Annotated in this window: 10 protein-coding genes, 5 tRNA genes and 6 rRNA genes; all 21 read left to right on the top strand. The window is 61.5% G+C overall.

Going from position 1 to position 24560, the window contains the following annotated elements:
- Nucleotides 1–737 precede the first annotated feature (737 nt).
- Nucleotides 738–2202: ribosomal RNA gene (locus tag ACXN5S_RS01165) — 16S ribosomal RNA — on the top strand.
- A 144-nt stretch (nt 2203–2346) separates the two neighbouring features.
- Nucleotides 2347–2422 (top strand) — tRNA-Ala (locus ACXN5S_RS01160).
- 39 nt (nt 2423–2461) lie between these two features.
- A tRNA-Ile gene (locus ACXN5S_RS01155) sits at nt 2462–2538 on the top strand.
- A gap of 316 nt (nt 2539–2854) precedes the next feature.
- Nucleotides 2855–5688 (top strand): 23S ribosomal RNA (locus ACXN5S_RS01150).
- A 100-nt stretch (nt 5689–5788) separates the two neighbouring features.
- Nucleotides 5789–5903: ribosomal RNA gene (gene rrf, locus ACXN5S_RS01145) — 5S ribosomal RNA — on the top strand.
- Between the two features lie 1122 nt (nt 5904–7025).
- Nucleotides 7026–8490 (top strand): 16S ribosomal RNA (locus tag ACXN5S_RS01140).
- A 144-nt stretch (nt 8491–8634) separates the two neighbouring features.
- Nucleotides 8635–8710, top strand: a tRNA-Ala gene (locus tag ACXN5S_RS01135).
- 39 nt (nt 8711–8749) lie between these two features.
- Nucleotides 8750–8826, top strand: a tRNA-Ile gene (locus ACXN5S_RS01130).
- 316 nt (nt 8827–9142) lie between these two features.
- Nucleotides 9143–11976, top strand: a 23S ribosomal RNA gene (locus ACXN5S_RS01125).
- A 100-nt stretch (nt 11977–12076) separates the two neighbouring features.
- A 5S ribosomal RNA gene (gene rrf / locus ACXN5S_RS01120) occupies nt 12077–12191 on the top strand.
- Together the 16S, 23S and 5S rRNA genes with 4 tRNA genes alongside form the textbook arrangement of a ribosomal RNA operon.
- A gap of 768 nt (nt 12192–12959) precedes the next feature.
- Nucleotides 12960–13036: transfer RNA gene (locus ACXN5S_RS01115), tRNA-Met, on the top strand.
- 126 nt (nt 13037–13162) lie between these two features.
- Nucleotides 13163–13741: a YjbF family lipoprotein gene (locus ACXN5S_RS01110; RefSeq protein ID WP_458603548.1), complete on the top strand. Its 579-nt coding sequence runs from the start codon at nt 13163–13165 to the stop codon at nt 13739–13741.
- Nucleotides 13742–13976: 235 nt separating this feature from the next.
- On the top strand, nt 13977–14927 hold the full coding sequence (locus tag ACXN5S_RS01105) for a metal ABC transporter solute-binding protein, Zn/Mn family (protein WP_458603547.1): 951 nt from the start codon (nt 13977–13979) through the stop codon (nt 14925–14927).
- Nucleotides 14924–15697 carry a metal ABC transporter ATP-binding protein gene (locus ACXN5S_RS01100; protein ID WP_458603546.1) on the top strand — a complete coding sequence of 258 codons (774 nt, stop codon included), beginning with the start codon at nt 14924–14926 and terminating at the stop codon, nt 15695–15697. Before ACXN5S_RS01105 ends, ACXN5S_RS01100 begins: the two co-directional genes overlap by 4 nt.
- Nucleotides 15694–16884: a metal ABC transporter permease gene (locus tag ACXN5S_RS01095; RefSeq protein ID WP_458603545.1), complete on the top strand. Its 1191-nt coding sequence runs from the start codon at nt 15694–15696 to the stop codon at nt 16882–16884. Before ACXN5S_RS01100 ends, ACXN5S_RS01095 begins: the two co-directional genes overlap by 4 nt.
- Nucleotides 16884–17813, top strand: a complete 930-nt coding sequence (locus tag ACXN5S_RS01090; RefSeq protein ID WP_458603544.1) for a metal ABC transporter permease — start codon at nt 16884–16886, stop codon at nt 17811–17813. The genes ACXN5S_RS01095 and ACXN5S_RS01090 overlap by 1 nt, the downstream gene beginning before the upstream one ends.
- A 56-nt stretch (nt 17814–17869) precedes the next feature.
- A complete protein-coding gene (locus tag ACXN5S_RS01085) occupies nt 17870–18409 on the top strand; it encodes a dihydrofolate reductase family protein (RefSeq protein WP_458603543.1) in 540 nt (179 codons plus the stop codon).
- A 611-nt stretch (nt 18410–19020) separates the two neighbouring features.
- On the top strand, nt 19021–19710 hold the full coding sequence (locus ACXN5S_RS01080; protein ID WP_458604065.1) for a sugar transferase: 690 nt from the start codon (nt 19021–19023) through the stop codon (nt 19708–19710).
- 152 nt (nt 19711–19862) lie between these two features.
- Nucleotides 19863–21245, top strand: a complete 1383-nt coding sequence (locus ACXN5S_RS01075) for a hypothetical protein (RefSeq protein ID WP_458603542.1) — start codon at nt 19863–19865, stop codon at nt 21243–21245.
- Nucleotides 21245–22552 carry a glycosyltransferase family 4 protein gene (locus ACXN5S_RS01070; RefSeq protein WP_458603541.1) on the top strand — a complete coding sequence of 436 codons (1308 nt, stop codon included), beginning with the start codon at nt 21245–21247 and terminating at the stop codon, nt 22550–22552. The genes ACXN5S_RS01075 and ACXN5S_RS01070 overlap by 1 nt, the downstream gene beginning before the upstream one ends.
- Entirely contained in the window at nt 22552–24471 is a 1920-nt protein-coding gene (locus tag ACXN5S_RS01065; protein ID WP_458603540.1) for a hypothetical protein, read from the top strand. Before ACXN5S_RS01070 ends, ACXN5S_RS01065 begins: the two co-directional genes overlap by 1 nt.
- The last annotated feature ends 89 nt before the right edge of the window (nt 24472–24560 follow it).

Raw genomic sequence — 24560 nt, 5'->3', positions numbered from 1 at the left:
GCAGGTGACTCGGTGGCCCCGCGGGGTGTCCCTACGGCAGGCGAGGTTGCCCCTACGGTCGATTCAGATGCGATTCCGATGGCACTTGGGGCTGAGCCTGCCGCGAACCCCAAGATGTGGTGTTAGCGTTCGCAAACCGCACAGGTTTTCAACGGCCCCACGGGCGCGTGAACAGAAAGTTCCGGCGTAACGTATTGAAAAAGAGCCCTTTCCTGACCCTGTCACAAAAAATGCATTTTCCGGCAAAAAGGCCCTTGCGGGGGCAGGGCGCTATCCGTAAATACCCCTTCACCGGCGGCGCTGAGGCGCGGTTGGGGCGCCAGACGGCGGTTACGGACGAAGCGGCGGTGCCGTGAGGTTCGGAAGCGTAACGAGGCGGATACAACATCAGAGGCATTGAGGCGGGGCGCGCCGAGAGTTAGGGCGCACTCAGTCGATATTGTCTCTACGCTCTTTGAAATCGATGTATCTGAAGAGATATGCGGGCGGCTTGGTTCATTTCGATGGATCGACGTCTGTATATCGCACTCTTAGGCTTCGGCCGATGATGGAGTGTCAGCTTCACTGTTTGACGGACTTCGGTTCTCCAATGGAGACTGAAGCACATCAAGCAGAGAAATCCTGGTTGCCCGCCGACCCTAGCCGGATCGGTGGCCCTGCGTTCAAGTAGCGTAGCGGTAGCGCAATCAGGGATGTGCAGAGGTTCGAACGTCAAGGATAACCGAGCAATCGGTTTTCAACTTGAGAGTTTGATCCTGGCTCAGAACGAACGCTGGCGGCAGGCCTAACACATGCAAGTCGAGCGATCCCTTCGGGGATAGCGGCGGACGGGTGAGTAACGCGTGGGAACGTGCCCTTCTCTACGGAATAGCCCAGGGAAACTTGGATTAATACCGTATACGCCCTTCGGGGGAAAGATTTATCGGAGAAGGATCGGCCCGCGTTGGATTAGGTAGTTGGTGGGGTAATGGCCTACCAAGCCGACGATCCATAGCTGGTTTGAGAGGATGATCAGCCACACTGGGACTGAGACACGGCCCAGACTCCTACGGGAGGCAGCAGTGGGGAATCTTAGACAATGGGCGCAAGCCTGATCTAGCCATGCCGCGTGAGTGATGAAGGCCTTAGGGTCGTAAAGCTCTTTCGCCTGTGAAGATAATGACTGTAGCAGGTAAAGAAACCCCGGCTAACTCCGTGCCAGCAGCCGCGGTAATACGGAGGGGGTTAGCGTTGTTCGGAATTACTGGGCGTAAAGCGCGCGTAGGCGGATTAGTCAGTCAGAGGTGAAATCCCAGGGCTCAACCCTGGAACTGCCTTTGATACTGCTAGTCTTGAGTTCGAGAGAGGTGAGTGGAATTCCGAGTGTAGAGGTGAAATTCGTAGATATTCGGAGGAACACCAGTGGCGAAGGCGGCTCACTGGCTCGATACTGACGCTGAGGTGCGAAAGTGTGGGGAGCAAACAGGATTAGATACCCTGGTAGTCCACACCGTAAACGATGAATGCCAGACGTCGGGGGGCTTGCCCTTCGGTGTCACACCTAACGGATTAAGCATTCCGCCTGGGGAGTACGGTCGCAAGATTAAAACTCAAAGGAATTGACGGGGGCCCGCACAAGCGGTGGAGCATGTGGTTTAATTCGAAGCAACGCGCAGAACCTTACCAACCCTTGACATCCTCGGCCCGCTGGAGAGATCCAGTTTTCTCGTAAGAGACCGAGTGACAGGTGCTGCATGGCTGTCGTCAGCTCGTGTCGTGAGATGTTCGGTTAAGTCCGGCAACGAGCGCAACCCTCACCCTTAGTTGCCAGCAGGTTAAGCTGGGCACTCTAGGGGGACTGCCCGTGATAAGCGGGAGGAAGGTGGGGATGAGGTCAAGTCATCATGGCCCTTACGGGTTGGGCTACACACGTGCTACAATGGCAGTGACAATGGGTTAATCCCTAAAAACTGTCTCAGTTCGGATTGGGGTCTGCAACTCGACCCCATGAAGTCGGAATCGCTAGTAATCGTGGAACAGCATGCCACGGTGAATACGTTCCCGGGCCTTGTACACACCGCCCGTCACATCATGGGAGTTGGGTTTACCCGAAGACGGTGCGCCAACCTTTCGAGGAGGCAGCCGGCCACGGTAGGCTCAGCGACTGGGATGAAGTCGTAACAAGGTAGCCGTAGGGGAACCTGCGGCTGGATCACCTCCTTTCTAAGGATGATCCTTGCAGATCAGCTTGCTGGTCTCGTGGATCACTTAGCAGTCTCGCAAGAGACATAAGCCCTTCGGGGCAGAGCCGGGCCGTCCTCATATCTCTTCAGAACAATGGGTTTCGCAGTAGCGGAACGCACCAACGGGGCGTTAGCTCAGCTGGGAGAGCACCTGCTTTGCAAGCAGGGGGTCATCGGTTCGATCCCGATACGCTCCACCATGGGGCTACGGGACGCCTCGAGCTAACGGTCCGCCAGATGGGTCGGTAGCTCAGGTGGTTAGAGCGCACGCCTGATAAGCGTGAGGCCGGAGGTTCAAGTCCTCCTCGACCCACCATCCCTCGATTAGATCGCCGAGAGCCATTCCAGGCTCTTCGCCGTCCAATCGGACGAGATTTGATATCGTATAGAGAGAAACATCAGAACTGACGGTTCATCCGCGTAAGGGTGAACGGCAGGCACAACGGAGAGAACCAGCTCCACGTGTCTGGACGACGGCAGTTCTGTCCAAGTCAAGTACACTAACCTAATGTCTCTTCTTCGGAAGAGGCGGGAAATGTATGACTTCTGATCAGGAAGATCGCCAGCTGACGAAAGAAAGCTGGCACGGGAATGCCGACACAAAAGGCGGCAGTCTTGCTCTTTCTGGATCAGATCAAGCGCGAAAAGGGCGTTTGGTGGATGCCTTGGCAGTAAGAGGCGATGAAGGACGTGATACTCTGCGATAAGTCCTGGGGAGCTGAGAATAAGCTTTGATCCAGGAATTTCCGAATGGGGCAACCCACCTGACAGTTTGTTGTTGTTACCGCTTCGGCGGGACTCAACAATGAGCTGAACCAGGTACTTCTAACCTGAATACATAGGGTTAAAAGAGCAAACCCGGGGAACTGAAACATCTAAGTACCCGGAGGAAAGGAAATCAATAGATACTCCCCTAGTAGCGGCGAGCGAACGGGGACCAGCCAAGCCTTGAGAGTGACTAGAACATGCTGGAAAGCATGGCCATAGCGGGTGACAGCCCCGTATAGGAAGCTTGATAGGATGTATTAAGTAGGGCGGGACACGTGAAATCCTGTCTGAAGATCGGAGGACCACCTTCGAAGGCTAAGTACTCCTTACTGACCGATAGTGAACCAGTACCGTGAGGGAAAGGTGAAAAGCACCCCGACGAGGGGAGTGAAACAGTACCTGAAACCGAACGCCTACAAGCAGTCGGAGCCTCCTTGAGAGGTGACGGCGTACCTTTTGTATAATGGGTCATCGACTTGGTCTCACAAGCAAGCTTAAGCCGTTAGGTGTAGGCGTAGCGAAAGCGAGTCTTAATAGGGCGCATGAGTTTGTGGGATCAGACCCGAAACCGAGTGATCTAGCCATGGCCAGGTTGAAGGTGAGGTAACACTCACTGGAGGACCGAACCCACACCTGTTGAAAAAGGTCGGGATGAGCTGTGGCTAGGGGTGAAAGGCTAATCAAACTCGGAGATAGCTGGTTCTCTGCGAAATCTATTTAGGTAGAGCGTCAGACGAATGCCCTCGGGGGTAGAGCACTGGATGGGTAATGGGGTCCCACAGACTTACTGATCCTAACCAAACTCCGAATACCGAGGAGCACTATCTGGCAGACACACGGCGGGTGCTAACGTCCGTCGTGGAGAGGGAAACAACCCTGACCTACAGCTAAGGCCCCTAATTCATGGCTAAGTGGGAAAGCAGGTGGGACGACCAAAACAACCAGGAGGTTGGCTTAGAAGCAGCCATCCTTTAAAGATAGCGTAACAGCTCACTGGTCTAAATAAGTTGTCCTGCGGCGAAGATGTAACGGGGCTCAAGCCATGAGCCGAAGCTTAGGATGCACTTAGTGCATGGTAGCAGAGCGTGGTGTGACATAACTCCATGTCTCTTATGCGACTACGGTCGTAGCGGAGACGCGGAGTTTTCTGTGAAGCCGGGGCGTGAGCCATCCGGTGGAGAGATCACCAGTGAGAATGATGACATGAGTAGCGATAATGAGGGTGAGAGACCCTCACGCCGAAAGTCCAAGGGTTCCTGCTTAAAGCTAATCTGAGCAGGGTAAGCCGACCCCTAAGGCGAGGCCGAAAGGCGTAGTCGATGGGAACCAGGTTAATATTCCTGGGCCAGGAGATGGTGACGGATTGCAGACGTTGTTCGATCTTATCGGATTGATCGGGCAGCCAAGCAGTCCCTGGAAATAGCCCTCCATATGATCGTACCCTAAACCGACACAGGTGGACTGGTAGAGAATACCAAGGCGCTTGAGAGAACTATGTTGAAGGAACTCGGCAAAATACCTCCGTAAGTTCGCGAGAAGGAGGCCCGGTTTTTACGCAAGTAGAGGCCGGGGGCACAAACTAGGGGGTGGCGACTGTTTACTAAAAACATAGGGCTCTGCGAAGTCGTAAGACGACGTATAGGGTCTGACGCCTGCCCGGTGCTGGAAGGTTAAAAGGAGGGGTGCAAGCTCCGAATTGAAGCCCCAGTAAACGGCGGCCGTAACTATAACGGTCCTAAGGTAGCGAAATTCCTTGTCGGGTAAGTTCCGACCTGCACGAATGGCGTAACGACTTCCCCGCTGTCTCCAACATAGACTCAGCGAAATTGAATTGCCTGTGAAGATGCAGGCTTCCCGCGGTTAGACGGAAAGACCCCATGCACCTTTACTACAGCTTCACACTGGCATCAGGCCAAGCATGTGCAGGATAGGTGGTAGGCTTTGAAACATGGACGCTAGTCTGTGCGGAGCCTCCCTTGAGATACCACCCTTGCTTTGCTTGATGTCTAACCGCGGTCCGTTATCCGGATCCGGGACCCTGTGTGGCGGGTAGTTTGACTGGGGCGGTCGCCTCCTAAACAGTAACGGAGGCGCGCGAAGGTTGGCTCAGACCGGTCGGAAATCGGTCGTTGAGTGCAATGGCATAAGCCAGCCTGACTGCGAGACTGACAAGTCGAGCAGAGTCGAAAGACGGCCATAGTGATCCGGTGGTCCCGAGTGGGTGGGCCATCGCTCAACGGATAAAAGGTACGCTGGGGATAACAGGCTGATACTGCCCAAGAGTCCATATCGACGGCAGTGTTTGGCACCTCGATGTCGGCTCATCTCATCCTGGGGCTGGAGCAGGTCCCAAGGGTATGGCTGTTCGCCATTTAAAGAGGTACGTGAGCTGGGTTTAGAACGTCGTGAGACAGTTCGGTCCCTATCTGCCGTGGGTGTAGGATACTTGAGAGGAGTTGCCCCTAGTACGAGAGGACCGGGGTGAACGATCCACTGGTGGACCTGTTATCGCGCCAGCGGTAGTGCAGGGTAGCTATGATCGGAAAGGATAACCGCTGAAGGCATCTAAGCGGGAAGCCCCCCTCAAAACAAGGTATCCCTTGAGGACCGTGGAAGACCACCACGTCGATAGGCCGGAGATGTAAGCGCGGTAACGTGCTCAGTTGACCGGTACTAATGGTCCGATAGGCTTGATCTGATCCAGAAACAGCAAGACTGTTCTGGCAGAAGCCATACACAATAAATAGCTGACTTGGATCTGCCCCTAACCCGGCAGAATGTACATGTTCTTTCCTCGATCTGGTGGTCATAGCACGAGTGAAACACCCGATCCCATCCCGAACTCGGCCGTTAAGCACCGTTGCGCTGATGGTACTGCGTCTCAAGACGTGGGAGAGTAGGTCACTGCCAGATCTAGTAAAGAACATGCAAAACCTCTCAATACGATAACGAACTATAAACAGCCCCCCGCCTCAAAAAGGCGGGGGGCTGTTTGCTTTGCAAAAAGGGGGGACTAAGGGAAGGCCCAGGTGTCTGGTGCACCCGGTCGCTTGTCTGGAGATCCCAATATCCGCCGTCCCATACTCGCGCGGGTCGATACCTTCACGTGACGCTGCGCGTTCGACAGCTCCTCGAGCGAGATCCGCCCTCCGCGCGGCACGCCCCAGGGTGGCGGCAGCCGTACTTAGGCAGCGAATCTTGAGCCACGAATCTTCTCCAATGGCGGAGTCGCGCCTCGCAGTCGCCGAATCTTGCCGCCGCTGTTGGGGCTTCCGGAGAATCTTTCGACCTTGTCTCTACGTCAGCCCGACGAGTCGGCGAGTCGCACGAGAGGTTCGACAGAGAGCCGCGGCCGATTCACCGCCAAAGTGCCTGCCTCAGCACCTGGTTCCGCCCGGATTCGCCGACGAGTTCTTCTTTCAGCAGGCGCTCTCTTGGCGATTGAGGGCTCAAGATCGGCTGACCTCGCTCCCTAAAAGCCTTACTGTGCTGGATATTTCAGCCCGGCAGCGGGCCCCACCCCAAAAAATGAGTCTTTCGCTGAAAAACCGCTTGCGGCCACCCGGCACTAACACTAGAACCCCCTTCACCGGCGGCGCTGAGGCGCGGTTGGGGCGCCAGACGGCGGTTACGGACGAAGCGGCGGTGCCGTGAGGTTCGGAAGCGTAACGAGGCGGATACAACATCAGAGGCATTGAGGCGGGGCGCGCCGAGAGTTAGGGCGCACTCAGTCGATATTGTCTCTACGCTCTTTGAAATCGATGTATCTGAAGAGATATGCGGGCGGCTTGGTTCATTTCGATGGATCGACGTCTGTATATCGCACTCTTAGGCTTCGGCCGATGATGGAGTGTCAGCTTCACTGTTTGACGGACTTCGGTTCTCCAATGGAGACTGAAGCACATCAAGCAGAGAAATCCTGGTTGCCCGCCGACCCTAGCCGGATCGGTGGCCCTGCGTTCAAGTAGCGTAGCGGTAGCGCAATCAGGGATGTGCAGAGGTTCGAACGTCAAGGATAACCGAGCAATCGGTTTTCAACTTGAGAGTTTGATCCTGGCTCAGAACGAACGCTGGCGGCAGGCCTAACACATGCAAGTCGAGCGATCCCTTCGGGGATAGCGGCGGACGGGTGAGTAACGCGTGGGAACGTGCCCTTCTCTACGGAATAGCCCAGGGAAACTTGGATTAATACCGTATACGCCCTTCGGGGGAAAGATTTATCGGAGAAGGATCGGCCCGCGTTGGATTAGGTAGTTGGTGGGGTAATGGCCTACCAAGCCGACGATCCATAGCTGGTTTGAGAGGATGATCAGCCACACTGGGACTGAGACACGGCCCAGACTCCTACGGGAGGCAGCAGTGGGGAATCTTAGACAATGGGCGCAAGCCTGATCTAGCCATGCCGCGTGAGTGATGAAGGCCTTAGGGTCGTAAAGCTCTTTCGCCTGTGAAGATAATGACTGTAGCAGGTAAAGAAACCCCGGCTAACTCCGTGCCAGCAGCCGCGGTAATACGGAGGGGGTTAGCGTTGTTCGGAATTACTGGGCGTAAAGCGCGCGTAGGCGGATTAGTCAGTCAGAGGTGAAATCCCAGGGCTCAACCCTGGAACTGCCTTTGATACTGCTAGTCTTGAGTTCGAGAGAGGTGAGTGGAATTCCGAGTGTAGAGGTGAAATTCGTAGATATTCGGAGGAACACCAGTGGCGAAGGCGGCTCACTGGCTCGATACTGACGCTGAGGTGCGAAAGTGTGGGGAGCAAACAGGATTAGATACCCTGGTAGTCCACACCGTAAACGATGAATGCCAGACGTCGGGGGGCTTGCCCTTCGGTGTCACACCTAACGGATTAAGCATTCCGCCTGGGGAGTACGGTCGCAAGATTAAAACTCAAAGGAATTGACGGGGGCCCGCACAAGCGGTGGAGCATGTGGTTTAATTCGAAGCAACGCGCAGAACCTTACCAACCCTTGACATCCTCGGCCCGCTGGAGAGATCCAGTTTTCTCGTAAGAGACCGAGTGACAGGTGCTGCATGGCTGTCGTCAGCTCGTGTCGTGAGATGTTCGGTTAAGTCCGGCAACGAGCGCAACCCTCACCCTTAGTTGCCAGCAGGTTAAGCTGGGCACTCTAGGGGGACTGCCCGTGATAAGCGGGAGGAAGGTGGGGATGAGGTCAAGTCATCATGGCCCTTACGGGTTGGGCTACACACGTGCTACAATGGCAGTGACAATGGGTTAATCCCTAAAAACTGTCTCAGTTCGGATTGGGGTCTGCAACTCGACCCCATGAAGTCGGAATCGCTAGTAATCGTGGAACAGCATGCCACGGTGAATACGTTCCCGGGCCTTGTACACACCGCCCGTCACATCATGGGAGTTGGGTTTACCCGAAGACGGTGCGCCAACCTTTCGAGGAGGCAGCCGGCCACGGTAGGCTCAGCGACTGGGATGAAGTCGTAACAAGGTAGCCGTAGGGGAACCTGCGGCTGGATCACCTCCTTTCTAAGGATGATCCTTGCAGATCAGCTTGCTGGTCTCGTGGATCACTTAGCAGTCTCGCAAGAGACATAAGCCCTTCGGGGCAGAGCCGGGCCGTCCTCATATCTCTTCAGAACAATGGGTTTCGCAGTAGCGGAACGCACCAACGGGGCGTTAGCTCAGCTGGGAGAGCACCTGCTTTGCAAGCAGGGGGTCATCGGTTCGATCCCGATACGCTCCACCATGGGGCTACGGGACGCCTCGAGCTAACGGTCCGCCAGATGGGTCGGTAGCTCAGGTGGTTAGAGCGCACGCCTGATAAGCGTGAGGCCGGAGGTTCAAGTCCTCCTCGACCCACCATCCCTCGATTAGATCGCCGAGAGCCATTCCAGGCTCTTCGCCGTCCAATCGGACGAGATTTGATATCGTATAGAGAGAAACATCAGAACTGACGGTTCATCCGCGTAAGGGTGAACGGCAGGCACAACGGAGAGAACCAGCTCCACGTGTCTGGACGACGGCAGTTCTGTCCAAGTCAAGTACACTAACCTAATGTCTCTTCTTCGGAAGAGGCGGGAAATGTATGACTTCTGATCAGGAAGATCGCCAGCTGACGAAAGAAAGCTGGCACGGGAATGCCGACACAAAAGGCGGCAGTCTTGCTCTTTCTGGATCAGATCAAGCGCGAAAAGGGCGTTTGGTGGATGCCTTGGCAGTAAGAGGCGATGAAGGACGTGATACTCTGCGATAAGTCCTGGGGAGCTGAGAATAAGCTTTGATCCAGGAATTTCCGAATGGGGCAACCCACCTGACAGTTTGTTGTTGTTACCGCTTCGGCGGGACTCAACAATGAGCTGAACCAGGTACTTCTAACCTGAATACATAGGGTTAAAAGAGCAAACCCGGGGAACTGAAACATCTAAGTACCCGGAGGAAAGGAAATCAATAGATACTCCCCTAGTAGCGGCGAGCGAACGGGGACCAGCCAAGCCTTGAGAGTGACTAGAACATGCTGGAAAGCATGGCCATAGCGGGTGACAGCCCCGTATAGGAAGCTTGATAGGATGTATTAAGTAGGGCGGGACACGTGAAATCCTGTCTGAAGATCGGAGGACCACCTTCGAAGGCTAAGTACTCCTTACTGACCGATAGTGAACCAGTACCGTGAGGGAAAGGTGAAAAGCACCCCGACGAGGGGAGTGAAACAGTACCTGAAACCGAACGCCTACAAGCAGTCGGAGCCTCCTTGAGAGGTGACGGCGTACCTTTTGTATAATGGGTCATCGACTTGGTCTCACAAGCAAGCTTAAGCCGTTAGGTGTAGGCGTAGCGAAAGCGAGTCTTAATAGGGCGCATGAGTTTGTGGGATCAGACCCGAAACCGAGTGATCTAGCCATGGCCAGGTTGAAGGTGAGGTAACACTCACTGGAGGACCGAACCCACACCTGTTGAAAAAGGTCGGGATGAGCTGTGGCTAGGGGTGAAAGGCTAATCAAACTCGGAGATAGCTGGTTCTCTGCGAAATCTATTTAGGTAGAGCGTCAGACGAATGCCCTCGGGGGTAGAGCACTGGATGGGTAATGGGGTCCCACAGACTTACTGATCCTAACCAAACTCCGAATACCGAGGAGCACTATCTGGCAGACACACGGCGGGTGCTAACGTCCGTCGTGGAGAGGGAAACAACCCTGACCTACAGCTAAGGCCCCTAATTCATGGCTAAGTGGGAAAGCAGGTGGGACGACCAAAACAACCAGGAGGTTGGCTTAGAAGCAGCCATCCTTTAAAGATAGCGTAACAGCTCACTGGTCTAAATAAGTTGTCCTGCGGCGAAGATGTAACGGGGCTCAAGCCATGAGCCGAAGCTTAGGATGCACTTAGTGCATGGTAGCAGAGCGTGGTGTGACATAACTCCATGTCTCTTATGCGACTACGGTCGTAGCGGAGACGCGGAGTTTTCTGTGAAGCCGGGGCGTGAGCCATCCGGTGGAGAGATCACCAGTGAGAATGATGACATGAGTAGCGATAATGAGGGTGAGAGACCCTCACGCCGAAAGTCCAAGGGTTCCTGCTTAAAGCTAATCTGAGCAGGGTAAGCCGACCCCTAAGGCGAGGCCGAAAGGCGTAGTCGATGGGAACCAGGTTAATATTCCTGGGCCAGGAGATGGTGACGGATTGCAGACGTTGTTCGATCTTATCGGATTGATCGGGCAGCCAAGCAGTCCCTGGAAATAGCCCTCCATATGATCGTACCCTAAACCGACACAGGTGGACTGGTAGAGAATACCAAGGCGCTTGAGAGAACTATGTTGAAGGAACTCGGCAAAATACCTCCGTAAGTTCGCGAGAAGGAGGCCCGGTTTTTACGCAAGTAGAGGCCGGGGGCACAAACTAGGGGGTGGCGACTGTTTACTAAAAACATAGGGCTCTGCGAAGTCGTAAGACGACGTATAGGGTCTGACGCCTGCCCGGTGCTGGAAGGTTAAAAGGAGGGGTGCAAGCTCCGAATTGAAGCCCCAGTAAACGGCGGCCGTAACTATAACGGTCCTAAGGTAGCGAAATTCCTTGTCGGGTAAGTTCCGACCTGCACGAATGGCGTAACGACTTCCCCGCTGTCTCCAACATAGACTCAGCGAAATTGAATTGCCTGTGAAGATGCAGGCTTCCCGCGGTTAGACGGAAAGACCCCATGCACCTTTACTACAGCTTCACACTGGCATCAGGCCAAGCATGTGCAGGATAGGTGGTAGGCTTTGAAACATGGACGCTAGTCTGTGCGGAGCCTCCCTTGAGATACCACCCTTGCTTTGCTTGATGTCTAACCGCGGTCCGTTATCCGGATCCGGGACCCTGTGTGGCGGGTAGTTTGACTGGGGCGGTCGCCTCCTAAACAGTAACGGAGGCGCGCGAAGGTTGGCTCAGACCGGTCGGAAATCGGTCGTTGAGTGCAATGGCATAAGCCAGCCTGACTGCGAGACTGACAAGTCGAGCAGAGTCGAAAGACGGCCATAGTGATCCGGTGGTCCCGAGTGGGTGGGCCATCGCTCAACGGATAAAAGGTACGCTGGGGATAACAGGCTGATACTGCCCAAGAGTCCATATCGACGGCAGTGTTTGGCACCTCGATGTCGGCTCATCTCATCCTGGGGCTGGAGCAGGTCCCAAGGGTATGGCTGTTCGCCATTTAAAGAGGTACGTGAGCTGGGTTTAGAACGTCGTGAGACAGTTCGGTCCCTATCTGCCGTGGGTGTAGGATACTTGAGAGGAGTTGCCCCTAGTACGAGAGGACCGGGGTGAACGATCCACTGGTGGACCTGTTATCGCGCCAGCGGTAGTGCAGGGTAGCTATGATCGGAAAGGATAACCGCTGAAGGCATCTAAGCGGGAAGCCCCCCTCAAAACAAGGTATCCCTTGAGGACCGTGGAAGACCACCACGTCGATAGGCCGGAGATGTAAGCGCGGTAACGTGCTCAGTTGACCGGTACTAATGGTCCGATAGGCTTGATCTGATCCAGAAACAGCAAGACTGTTCTGGCAGAAGCCATACACAATAAATAGCTGACTTGGATCTGCCCCTAACCCGGCAGAATGTACATGTTCTTTCCTCGATCTGGTGGTCATAGCACGAGTGAAACACCCGATCCCATCCCGAACTCGGCCGTTAAGCACCGTTGCGCTGATGGTACTGCGTCTCAAGACGTGGGAGAGTAGGTCACTGCCAGATCTAGTAAAGAACATGCAAAACCTCTCAATACGATAACGAACTATAAACAGCCCCCCGCCTCAAAAAGGCGGGGGGCTGTTTGCTTTGCAAAAAGGGGGGACTAAGGGAAGGCCCAGGTGAGACCACGATCAGTCGTCCACCGGGCAAGCCATAACGACAATCGCGCCTTCCTCTCTCGCCCCAAAGCGGTGCGCGCCGGGCATCGACGGATGCCGCCTGGCTCGACGATGTGGCCGGCAAGCTCGGTCTGCGGGCCATCGTATGTCGATCATGGTATCCCGCGCCTCCGAAAGGCGGGCGCAACGACGCCAATGATGTGCTGATTGGTGTCGCCGTCCTTTCGCGTTGGAAAGACGTGGCCACTCTCTCGTCGGTTTAACTCCGAGCGACATATGACGCCGGCACGTTCCATCATTTCGCCCGCTTAGAGTTGCGGATGGCCAGTGGGACTGCGCGCTCAAAGGCGATGCTGCGCTCGCCCGACTTGCCGACGACGATTCCGTTACCCGTTTGCGGCTGGCTCAGGTGCATTTCTATTGCCGACCAACTGCACGAGGCCTAGGTCTCGGTCTCGAGTTTTGTCTCCCCACTGGCAATATTCCGCAGAAATGGAGCGTTTTCAGCGCCGTCTGTCCCGTGCCCGCCGAGATGCGGCGGAGGGGCGAAGTTGACCTGCGCCGTCGCGTAATTCTTGCGGAATTTTACCGCACTTTGCCCGCAGGCGGGGTTGTGGCCGACGCAGAACTGACATAGATCACCCGAACTTGGCGCGGGGTGGAGCAGTCCGGTAGCTCGTCAGGCTCATAACCTGAAGGTCGTAGGTTCAAATCCTACCCCCGCAACCAGTTTCCTAACTCTGATACTGAGCATTTGCTCCGGCATCGTCCCATTGGACCGTGAGAGTGCCGACGAAATGCGCCCTATCGGCGATTTGGCGCGTATTGGGATAGTCCTGCGGAGCGACCCGATATTTGTGCGATCGACCACTCAAAGGTAACGACGTTTCTGTCCCCTCCGGCGGTACGCCCTCGATCGCGCCGCCCTACCGCGGCCTGGCCGCCGACCAGGCGGGCACGCCGAAGGTCTTCGTGACGGTCGAAGAGGCAGGCTACACCGGCGTCATGGCGCTGGTGCAAAGCCGCGATGGCTACCAGACTTTCATGAGCTCCGACGACATCTCGATCACGCTCAAGGACAACATGGTCGTCGCCACCCGCGGCTTCGGCGATGATCTCGCGTCGAGCGATGCCTCCGAAACCGCCAGGCTCGTTGCCTCGGGGCGGACGGGGCAGGTGGAGCGCTTCCACGGCTTCTACTCCGGCAGCGAGGATGTCGAGCTGCGGGCCTATGTCTGCGACATTGCTTCGGCCGGGACGATCTCGCTGGAAGGCCCCGCGGGGCCGGTCGCGGTGCGGCATATGACCGAGACCTGTCGTAACCCCGAGCAGGGTTTCGTGAACCACTACTATTACAGTCCCGCCGGCGCGCTGCTGGCCTCGACGCAATGGGCTGGCGACAGCATCGGTCCGCTGACCGTCGAGCCGGGCTGACGCTGCCATCCGAAGTCTGACTCATTGTTGCGGCTCGCATGCCTCTAGAAGGGCACGCGGGCCGCAACTTTATTCAGTGACAAAGCACCTCTGGCGCTGCCGTGGCAGCCGCAGGAGGACGTCTTCGCAGCTCATCACTCCGCAGGCCCGCCCATTACTTGCGAATGTTTCGCATGTGCATTGACACTCCATCCGCCGGCCCTATTCTCCGCTTAACCAAAGGAGAATCCTGTCCATGCGCCTGTCTCGCCGCCATCTGCTCGGGTCTGCCGCCGCCGCCCTCGTTCTTCCCAGCGCTGCGCGGGCGCAGGCCGGGCTGTCTGTCATGGCGACGACGGGGATGATCGGCGATGCCGCCACGGTGGTCGGCGGCAACGATGTGGCGGCGCGGGCGCTGATGGGGCCGGGGGTTGATCCGCATTCCTACCGGGCCACGCGATCCGACATCGTGGCGGTGGGGCGGGCCGATCTGGTGCTCGTGCATGGCCTCTATCTTGAAGCGCAGATGGAGGATTTCTTCGAAGACATCTCGCGCCGCACCCCGGTGACACGCGTGGGCGAGGCCATTCCCCCCGAGCTGCTGCTCGCTCATGAGACCTACGCCGACAAGTTCGACCCGCATGTCTGGATGGACCCTGGCCTGTGGCAGATCCCCATCACCGCCATTGCCGAGGCCATCAGCGAGGCGCTGCCCGACGCGGCGGATCAGGTCGCTGAGCGCACCGAAGCCTATCTCGCCGAGGCCGAGGCGCTGAATGCCTATGCCGCCGAGGTGATGGCGAGCGTGCCGGCTGACAGGCGCGTTCTGGTCACCGCGCATGACGCCTTCCGCTATTTCGGGCGGGCCTATGACATCGAGGTGCAGGGCATCCAGGGCATTTCCACCGAAAGTGAGGCCGGGCTGCAGCGCATCGCCGAGCTGGTGACGCTGCTGGTTGAGCGCGAGATCAGCGCGGTCTTCGTGGAAAGCTCCGTCTCCGACCGCAACATCCGGGCGCTGATCGAGGGCGCGGCCTCGCGGGGGCATGAAGTGACCATCGGCGGCGAGCTCTATTCCGATGCGATGGGCGAGCTCGGCACCTACACCGGCAGCTGGCTCGGCATGATCGACCACAACGTCACCACCATCGCCCGCGCGCTTGGCGGTACGGTGCCCGAGGGGGGCCGGCTCGGCAATCTGCGATGAGCGTAACCGATCTCGGCCTGCCGCCGGCGCTGTCGATCAAAGGGCTGACCGTCTCCTACGGGCAGAAGCCCGCTGTCTTCGATGTAGATGCCAGCTTCCGCCCGCGGGCGATGACCGCGATCATCGGGCCGAACGGCGCCGGCAAGTCAACGATGCTAAAGGCGGCGCTCGGGGTTATCCCGCGGCTGTCGGGCGACGTGAAGGTGTTCGGCGCGCCGCTGGATGAGGCAAGGGCGCGCATTGCCTATGTGCCGCAGCGCGCCAGCGTCGATTGGGACTTCCCCACCAATGTGCGCGACGTCGTGCTGATGGGCCTTTACCGCAAGCTCGGGCTGCTTGGCCGGCTCACCGGGGCGCATCGCAAGCTGGCGGATGACTGCCTCGCCCGCGTGGGCATCGAGGGCTTCGCGAACCGGCAGATCGGCCAGCTCTCCGGCGGGCAGCAGCAGCGGGTCTTCCTCGCCCGCGCGCTGGCGCAGGAGGCTGACCTCTACCTGCTCGACGAGCCCTTCGCCGGCGTCGACGCCGCAACCGAGCGGGCCATCATCGATGTGCTGAAAGGGCTGAAGGCCGAGGGCAAGGCCGTGGTCGCCGTGCACCACGACCTCTCCACCGTGCGCGACTATTTCGACGATGTGCTGCTGCTCAATGTGCGCCGCATCGCTGCCGGCCCGGTGGAGAGCACGTTTACCGCCGACCACCTGCAGGCCACCTACGGCGGCCGGCTCGCCAGCGCGCATATCGATCAGCTCGGGCTGCGCAGCGCATGAACTCTCTGCTCGCCGCGCTCACCCTGCAAGCCGGCTACAACGCCGCGCTCGTGGCGATCGGCGCCGGGCTGCTCGGCTTCGCCGCCGGCGCGGCGGGGAGCTTTCTGTTCCTGCGCAAGCGCTCACTGGTGTCGGATGCCCTGGCCCATGCCACGCTGCCCGGCATCGGGCTGGCCTTCATGATCATGGTCGCGCTCGGCGGCGAGGGCAGGGCGCTGGCCGGGCTGATGGCGGGCGCTGCCGTCTCAGCTGCGTTCGGCCTTTTCGCCGTGGAATGGCTGGCCCGGCGCACCCGGCTCAGCGAGGATGCCGCCATCGGGGCGGTGCTCTCTTCGCTCTTCGGGTTGGGCGTCGTGCTGCTGACGGTGATTCAGACCATGCAGCGCGGCCGGCAGGCGGGGCTGGAGAGCTTTCTGCTCGGCTCCACCGCCGGCATGCTGCGCGTGGATGCATGGGTCATCGGCCTCGGCGGCGCGGCGGCGGTGCTGGCGGTCTGGGTGCTGCGGCGTCCGATGACGCTGGTCTCGTTCGACCCGGGCTTCGCAGCAGCCAGCGGGTTGTCGGTGCGGGCGACGGACCTGGCAATGATGGGCATCGTGCTGCTGGTCACCGTGACCGGGCTGAAGCTCGTCGGCCTCATCCTCATCGTCGCGCTCCTCATCATCCCCGCCGTCACCGCCCGGTTCTGGACAGAGCGCGCCGCCGCGGTGCTGTGGATCAGCGCTATCCTCGGCGGCTTCTCCGGCTATGTCGGCGCCGCCATCTCGGCCTCGGCGCCGGATCTGCCCACGGGGCCGATCATCGTGCTGGTCGCGACGGCGATGTTCCTCGCCTCGCTCTTCCTCGCGCCGGCGCGGGGCGTCGCCGCCGCGATGATCCGGCAGCGCCGCTTCCAGCGCCGCGTGCACCGGCGGCATGGGCTGCTGGCGCTGCACAAGGGCGAGCCGATCCACGATCCGCTCACCTTGCGCGTGCTGCGCGCCGAAGGGCTGATCCGCGCCGACAGGGTTGCGACGGACGAGGGCCGCGCTGCGGCCGAAGCGGTCAACATGGACGAGCGGCGTTGGGCCGTGGCGCGCGAAGAGCATCAGGATGCCGGCCTCACTGGGCGCTATGACGGGCTGACGCCGATCACCGAGGTCTTCGCGCCCGACGAGATCGCGCTCTTCGACGAAAGGCTGGCTTGATGGGCGCCGAGTTCGTTCAATTGTCGCTGACGCCGATCCTCATCGGCTGTCTCGCCGCCGTCGCCTGCGCGCTGCCCGGCAACTTTCTGGTGCTGCGGCGGCAGGCGCTGATCGGCGATGCCATCAGCCATGTCGTGCTGCCCGGCATCGTCGTCGCCTTCCTGCTCACCGGCACGCTCGCGGCGCTGCCCATGCTGATCGGCGCCGGCGGCGCGGCGCTTGTGGCCGTCGGGCTGATCGAGGCGATCCGCCGCCTCGGCCGGATCGAGCCGGGGGCGGCGATGGGCGTGGTGTTCACCGCTCTCTTTGCCGGCGGCGTGCTGCTGCTGGAGCGCACGGATACCTCCAGCGTTCATCTCGATGTCGAGCATGCGCTGATGGGCAACCTCGAAAGCCTTATCTGGTTCTCCGCTGATGGCTGGGCCTCTCTGCTCGACCCCGCGGCGCTGGCGCTTCTACCGCCCGAGCTGGGGCGCATGGCGGTGACCTGCGCCATCGTCATCGCGCTGGTGGCGATCTTCTGGCGCCCGCTGAAGCTGACGACCTTCGATGAAGGCTTCGCCCGCACGCTGGGCCTGCCCGTCTCGCTGATCGGGCTGGGGCTGGTGGCAACCTCGGCGCTCGCCGCCGTCGCCGCCTTCGACGCCGTGGGCTCGATCATCGTTATCGCCATGTTCATCTGCCCGCCCGCGGCCGCCCGGATGCTGACCAACCAGCTCGGCCGGCAGGTGCTCTATTCCGCCGGCATTGCCGTGATCTCCGCCGGGCTCGGCTATGTCTTCGCCGGCTATGGCCCGATCTGGCTGGGCGGCGTCGATGCCGTCTCTGCCGCCGGAATGATCGCCACGATCTCGGGCCTGATCCTGGCCCTGGCCGCCCTGTTCGGCCCGTGCCGGCACCGTCTGGGCGCGGGGGCAGAGGCAGCCTGAACGCCGATCTGGCCCTCGCGGACGCTTGGATCTAAGAGCGAAGACGAGGGATCGGTATGACGCGTTTCGTTGCCTATATTTCCATGTCGCTCGACGGGCGCATTGCCGATGCCGCTGGCGGCATGGGCTGGATGGCCGATCACGCCGGCGACCCCGAGGATGGCGACCGCGGCTATGCGGCCTTTTATGAGGGGGTCGATGCCATCGTCATGGGCCGCCACACGCATGACTACCTGCGCGAGGCCGGACCCTGGCCCTACCGGACGAAACCGGCCTTCGTCATCACCTCGCGGATGCTCGACCCGCAGCGCGAGACCATCCTGCCGATCCTTCCCGATTACGCGGGTCTTCGCGAGCGGCTGACCCGCCAGGGGATGCGCCGCGTCTGGGTTCTGGGCGGCGCGCAAACGCTGTCCTCCGCCGCCACCGCCGGGATGCTCGATGAGATCCGCCTGCTCGTTTTGCCTGTCGTGCTGGGGCAAGGGGTGCCCCTGTTCGACATGTCGGCGGCGCCCGGGGCGTCCCTGACCGGCCACCGGATGTGGCCCGGCGGAATCGTCGAACTCGATTATTCGCTTTCTAGGGCAGGCGCTTAGCCCGCCATCCCCTCAGACGAATCACCGCGCCCCACCAGCCGTGCCGACAATCGGCGGGTTTGTTCAAAATTGTATGTAAATGCGCTGCTAATTGCAGAGACCGCTCAGGGCGTGACTAGATTTCTTCCCCTGCGGTAATCCGCCGCCCGCTGAGCGGCACTGATCGACGCATCGTGATCAGCTGTCGCTGTAACGTAGAGAATGGCGGCATTCAGCCGAACATTGTTGCTAAGTCAGAGCAAATTCGGCGCCTCGCGCTGCCAAATTGTCACGGCACCGTGACCCGAGGGGCCACCTGACCCCGCGACGCAAGGTCGTTCGAACCCTCCCACAATTTTCCTATAATTGACGACAAATCCAAACGAGTGGTTACGTCTCTTCGTGGCGCCGTCGCGAGCTGCCCATGATCCCGCGACCGACGCCACCGGCCAGCCGAACGGCAGGCCGAGCGCAAGCCGGAATGCCCGGTGACCGCAGCGCATCGCGAACCGGCCAAAGCCTGAGCCGCATGAGAGATACGCGCCTTTCGGCGCCCGCTCAACGTGCCGAGCGGGCGGTGCCTCGATCTGTGCCCGCTTGCGGGCTTCCCTGGGGAGGGAATTGTGACTGACATGCTTCGCCCCGCCTACGCGGGCCTCCAGACGCCAAACGACCTGCCCCTCGCTCCCGCTCGGGCGTATGCCGATCTGTCGCACCGCCCCTACCACAGCCTGTTCAAGCGCGGGCTCGACATCGTGCTCAGCCTCATCGCGCTGCCGCCGGTGCTGCTGATCGTCGGTATCCTCGCGCTGCTCGTGCGCCGCGACGGTGGCCCCGCCTTCTACACGCAAGAGCGGCTCGGCCGCGACGGGCGCACCTTCCGCATCCTCAAGCTGCGCTCGATGGCGCCCAATGCCGATGCACTGCTCGCCGATCTGCTCGCCCGCTCCGCCTCGGCCCGTGACGAATGGGAAGAGCGCCAGAAGCTGACCAACGATCCGCGCATCACGCCCATCGGCAGCATCATCCGCAAGACCTCGCTCGACGAGCTGCCGCAGCTGATCAACGTGCTGAAGGGCGAGATGTCGCTCGTCGGCCCGCGCCCGATGCTGCCCGCGCAGAAAGAGCTGTACCCGGGCCGCGAATACTACGCGATGCGCCCCGGTATCACCGGCTTCTGGCAGATCTCGGTGCGCAACGAATCGAGCTTCCGCGAGCGGGCCGAGTGGGACAGCGCCTATTACGCCCGCGTCTCGCTGCTCACCGACCTCTGGGTCATGCTGCGCACCGTGCGCGTGGTGGCGGCGGGCACCGGAGTTTGAGCCGCCGCCGGGCGCTGCCCGCAAGGATGTGACCGGGAAATGCCACCGGGGCGCTGCCCCGGTGACACCTTTTCGCCCCGGCGTGCTACTATCCGGGCGAGCGATATGATGAGCGTTACCAGACAGACAGCAGGCTACCGGGGGCGCGGCTGATGCCGAACGCCATTGCCCAGCTTGCGCTGATCGCCTGGCCTCTCGCCTCGTTCCTGCTCTTTCGGGTTCTGCCCGCCGGGCGCGCGCTGATCGCCTCGATGCTGATCGCCTATCTGCTGCTGCCGCCCGCCCCCGCGGGGGTCGACCTGCCGCTGCTGCCGCCGCTGACGAAAGACACGATCCCCTCGCTCGTCGCCTTCATCCTGGTGATCACGATGCATCGCGACGGGCTGCGGCTGATGCCCTCGTCGCTGGCGGGGCGCGTGCTGGTGGCGCTGTTTCTCTTCACGCCGCTGGCGACGACACTGACCAATACCCATCCGGTCGTCTGGGGGCCGATCTACCTGCCGGCCCTCAGCCCGCATGACGCGCTCGCCAGCCTCGTGCAGCAGGCCCTGATCCTGCTGCCCTTCCTGCTGGCCCGGGCCCTGCTAAGCCAGCCGCACAACCAGAAGGATCTGCTCTGGGGGCTCGTCATTGGCGGGCTCGCCTATTCGCTGCCCATGCTGTTGGAGGTGCGCCTGTCGCCGCAGCTCAACATCTGGATCTACGGCTTCTTCCAGCACAGCTTCGAGCAGATGGTCCGGGGCGAAGGCTTCCGCCCCATCGTCTTCCTCTACCACGGGCTCTGGGCGGCCTTCTTCTGCATGACAGCGGTGGTTGCCGCCGCCATTCTGGCGCGCGAAAGCGAGGGCCCGCGCCGGGCCGGGCTGCTGGCGGCGGCGATCTACCTCTTCCTGGTGCTGGTCGCCTGCAAGTCGCTGGCCTCGCTGCTCTATGCCATGCTCGCGGTGCCGCTGATCTACTTCCTGCCCTCGCGCGGGCAGATCCACATCGCCGCGGTTCTGGCCTGCCTGGCGCTGTTCTACCCGGCGGCAAAGGGCCTCGGGCTCGTCCCACAGGAGCAGATCCTCGCGGCGGCCAGCAGTGCCAGCGCCGATCGTGCCGCCAGCCTGGAATACCGGTTCGTCAACGAAGACATGCTGCTCGACCGGGCCGAGCAGAAACCGCTGTTCGGCTGGGGCAGCTGGGGCCGCAATCTGGTGCGTGACGAGGTGAGCGGCCAGCAGATCTCGGTGCCCGACGGGCGCTGGATCATCTCGATCGGCGTCTCTGGCTGGATCGGCTTTCTGGCGGAATTCGGGCTCTTAGTGCTGCCGATCTTCCTGCTCTGGAGAAAATCGATCTCCTCCCTGCCCGGCACCATCGCCCCGGTGATCGGCCCGATCCTGCTGCTGCACAGTATCAACGTGGTGGACCTGCTGCCCAATGCCACGCTCACCCCGATGACCTGGCTCATCGCCGGCGGCATGCTGGGCTATGCCGAGGGCTTCGTGCCGCAACGCCGCCCGGCGCCCGCACCGCTGCGCACCGTGCTGTGATGGCCCGCCGCATCCTTCTTATCGCCGAGGCCGCGAACCCCGAGTGGGTCTCGGTGCCGCTGGTCGGCTGGTCGCTGGCGCAGGCGCTGGCGGAGCGCGAGGATGTCCACCTCGTCACCCAGATCCGCAATCGCGACGCAGTGCTCCGCGCCGGGCTGCAGGAGGGGCGCGATGTCACCTTTATCGACAGCGAGGCGCTGATGCGCCCGGCCTGGAAGCTCGGCGAGCGGCTGGGCGGCACCGGCGGCAAGGGCTTCACCGCGCTGCAGGCGGTGAGCGCGCTGGCCTATCCCTATTTCGAGCGGCTGGTCTGGCGGGCCTTCGAGGCGCGGCTGAAAGCGGGCGAGTTCGCGCTGGTGCATCGCATCACGCCGCTCTCGCCCACCGCGCCCAGCCCGCTGGCGGCCCGGCTCGCGAAGATCGGCGTGCCCTTCGTGCTCGGCCCGCTCAACGGCGGCGTGCTCTGGCCGAAGGATTTCGAGGCCGAGCGCCGCGCCGAGCGCGAGTGGCTCGCCCCCTTCCGTGCCGCGCACAAGGCGCTGCCGGGCCGCGGTGCCACCTTCGCCCATGCCGCCGCCGTGCTCGCCGGCTCGCGCCATACGGCGGGGGAGCTGCCCCGCACAGCCCGCGACCGCACGATCTGGCTGCCGGAGAACGCGGTCGACCCCGCCCGCTTCCCCGCCAAGCCGCCGCGTGCGCCCGGGCCCCTCCGCGCCGTCTTCATCGGCCGCCTCGTGCCCTACAAGGGCCCCGACATGGCGCTCGCCGCTGCCGCCCCGCTGATCCGCGAGGAGCGCATGACCTTCGACATCATTGGCGACGGGCCGATGGCCGAGGCGCTGAAGGGCGAGGCAGCCCGTCAGGGTCTGACGAGCGGCGTCACCTTCCACGGCTGGCTCCCCCATGCCGAGGTCGCCGCCACCGCCGGCCAGGCCGATCTGCTCCTCTTCCCCTCGATCCGCGAATTCGGCGGCGGCGTGGTGCTCGAGGCGATGGCGATGGGCCTCGCCCCCCTCGTCGTCGATTACGCCGGCCCCGGCGAACTCATCGCCCCCGGCACCGGCTACCTCGTGCCGCTCGCCCCCCGCGCCACCCTTGTGCCGTCTCTCACCCAGTTGCTCATCCGCCTCGCAGATGCCCCCGCAGAGGTCGCCGCCACCGGCGCCCGCGCCCGCGAGATGGCATTGCACCACTACACCTGGGCCGCGAAAGCCGAGTTCGTCTCCGCTACCTACGACTGGGTGCTGGGCGTGCGCCCGGCGCCGCCCGTCTTCGCCCCCGCCTCCCAGACAGAAGGAGCCTCCTGATGCGGCCCCGCCATCTGATCGCGACCCTCTTCGCCGCCCTCCTCGCCCTGCCCGCCGCCGCGCAGGAGCAGGCGCCCGACAATCCGGCGCTGGGCATGGGGCTCACCGGCATTTCCGACTACTCGACGGAGCAGCCCTTCATCGACCAGATGAAGATGGCCCGCCCCTGGATCGGCCATCTGCCCGGGCAATGGGGTGGCATCACGATCGAGCAGATGCAGGCCAATGGCGACCTCTCGCCCGAGGGCTGGCCTTTGCGCATGCCCGAGGGCGCGGAGTTCATCGAGACCTTCCTGCTCACCGATTTGCCCCCCGAGGCCACCACGACCGAGGGCATCTATCTCGTCGAATGGGCGGGCGAGGGGCGGCTGTCCATCGGCGGTGCGGCCCGCGACGTGCGTGTCGGCGTGCACAGCGGCCAGTTCCGCTATGTGCCGGGCAATGGCCTCGTCTCCATCGGCATCCGCAGCATCGACCCGAACGACCCGATCCGCGACATCAGCGTCGTGCGCCAAGATCTCAAACCCCTGCACGATCTCGGCGCGATCTTTGATCCCGAGTTCATCGAGCTGGCCGGGACTTTCCGCGTGCTGCGCTTCATGGACTGGATGCAGACGAACGGCTCGCCGCTGGCCACGATCGCCGACAGGCCCCGCCCCGGCGATTTCTCCTACAGCTGGCGCGGCGTCCCGGTCGAGGCGCTGGTGGCGCTCGGCAATGCCGCCGGCACCGACATCTGGGTGAACATGCCGCACCTCGCCGATGATGCCTATGTCGCCGCCTTCGCAGCCTATGTGGAGGAGGCGCTCGACCCGGCCCTGAAGGTCTATGTCGAATATTCCAACGAGCTGTGGAATTTCACCTTCCCGCAAACGCACTGGGCCCTGAGCCAGGCTGAGGCGCGCTGGGGCGAACAGAACGACGGCTGGATGCAGTTTGCCGGCATGCGCGCCGCCGAGATTGCCGATATCTGGGCCGCCGCCTTCGCCGATGCGCCGGAACGGCTCGTCCGCGTCATCGGGGTGCATACCGGCTGGCCGGGGCTGGAGGTGCCGCTGCTCGAGGCGCCCCTCGCCGTGGCGGAAGGCGCCGCGCCGCCCTACGAGAGCTTCGACGCCTATGCCGTCACCGGGTATTTCGGCATCGAACTCGGCTCCGACGAGATGGCGGGCACCGTGCACGCCTGGGCCGAGGCGCCGGACGGCTTTGCCCAGGCGGCCGAGGCCCTGCGCGAAGGCTCCTTCCGCCAGCTTCTGAGCGAGCTCTGGCCGCATCATGCCGAGGCCGCAGCGCGCCATGGGCTCCAGCTGGTCGCCTACGAGGGTGGTAGCCATGTGGTGGGCACCGGGGCGCTCAGCAATGACGAGCTGGCCACGGATTTCTTCATCCGCTTCAACTACTCGCCCCAGATGGCCGAGCTCTACAGCGAAATGCTGGCCGCCTGGGCCGCGCTCGGCGCCGGCCCGTTCATGAACTTCGTGGATGTCTCGCTGCCCAGCAAATGGGGCTCATGGGGCGGCCAGCGGGTGCGCGGTGACGACAACCCGCGCTGGCGCGCCCTGCTCGCCTTCAACGCCGGCGGCTCCGGCGCGCCGCGGCCCGAGGGCACGTTCGAGACCGGCCTCTATGCGCGCGGCTCCGAAGCGGCGGATGAGCTGGCTGGCACCGCCCGCGGCGATGCCCTGCTGGGGCTGGAAGGCGACGATGTGCTGGCACCGGGGGTGAGCGGCTATTCGGTCGATTATGTCGACGGCGGCGAGGGTGACGATCGGCTGCTGCTGCCCGGCGCCGGCTCCGACTGGTACCAGCGCGGCGAGGGCGGCGTCCTCGTCCTCACCTCGCGCTTCGGCACGATTCGCGCGGCGCATGTCGAGCGGCTGCGCTTCGACGACGGGGAAGAGCGTGCGATCACCCCCTGAGAGCCGCAATATGGCCACCATCGCGGTCAAGTTGAGCCGGGCAACCGGCAGGGTGCTCCAGCCCCGCCCGCCAGGCTGGACTTAACCCC

It is taken from the genome of Pseudoroseicyclus sp. H15, assembly GCF_054353345.1.
The sequence above is the reverse complement of the archived record's forward strand: the minus strand, read 5'-3'. Positions and strand labels throughout refer to the sequence as shown.

Coding starts and splice junctions, on each gene's coding strand:
- ACXN5S_RS01105 (WP_458603547.1), top strand. CDS start 13,977: ATGCGCCTGTCTCGCCGCCATCTGCTCGGGTCTGCCGCCGCCGCCCTC.
- ACXN5S_RS01100 (WP_458603546.1), top strand. CDS start 14,924: ATGAGCGTAACCGATCTCGGCCTGCCGCCGGCGCTGTCGATCAAAGGG.
- ACXN5S_RS01095 (WP_458603545.1), top strand. CDS start 15,694: ATGAACTCTCTGCTCGCCGCGCTCACCCTGCAAGCCGGCTACAACGCC.
- ACXN5S_RS01090 (WP_458603544.1), top strand. CDS start 16,884: ATGGGCGCCGAGTTCGTTCAATTGTCGCTGACGCCGATCCTCATCGGC.
- ACXN5S_RS01085 (WP_458603543.1), top strand. CDS start 17,870: ATGACGCGTTTCGTTGCCTATATTTCCATGTCGCTCGACGGGCGCATT.
- ACXN5S_RS01080 (WP_458604065.1), top strand. CDS start 19,021: ATGCTTCGCCCCGCCTACGCGGGCCTCCAGACGCCAAACGACCTGCCC.
- ACXN5S_RS01075 (WP_458603542.1), top strand. CDS start 19,863: ATGCCGAACGCCATTGCCCAGCTTGCGCTGATCGCCTGGCCTCTCGCC.
- ACXN5S_RS01070 (WP_458603541.1), top strand. CDS start 21,245: ATGGCCCGCCGCATCCTTCTTATCGCCGAGGCCGCGAACCCCGAGTGG.
- ACXN5S_RS01065 (WP_458603540.1), top strand. CDS start 22,552: ATGCGGCCCCGCCATCTGATCGCGACCCTCTTCGCCGCCCTCCTCGCC.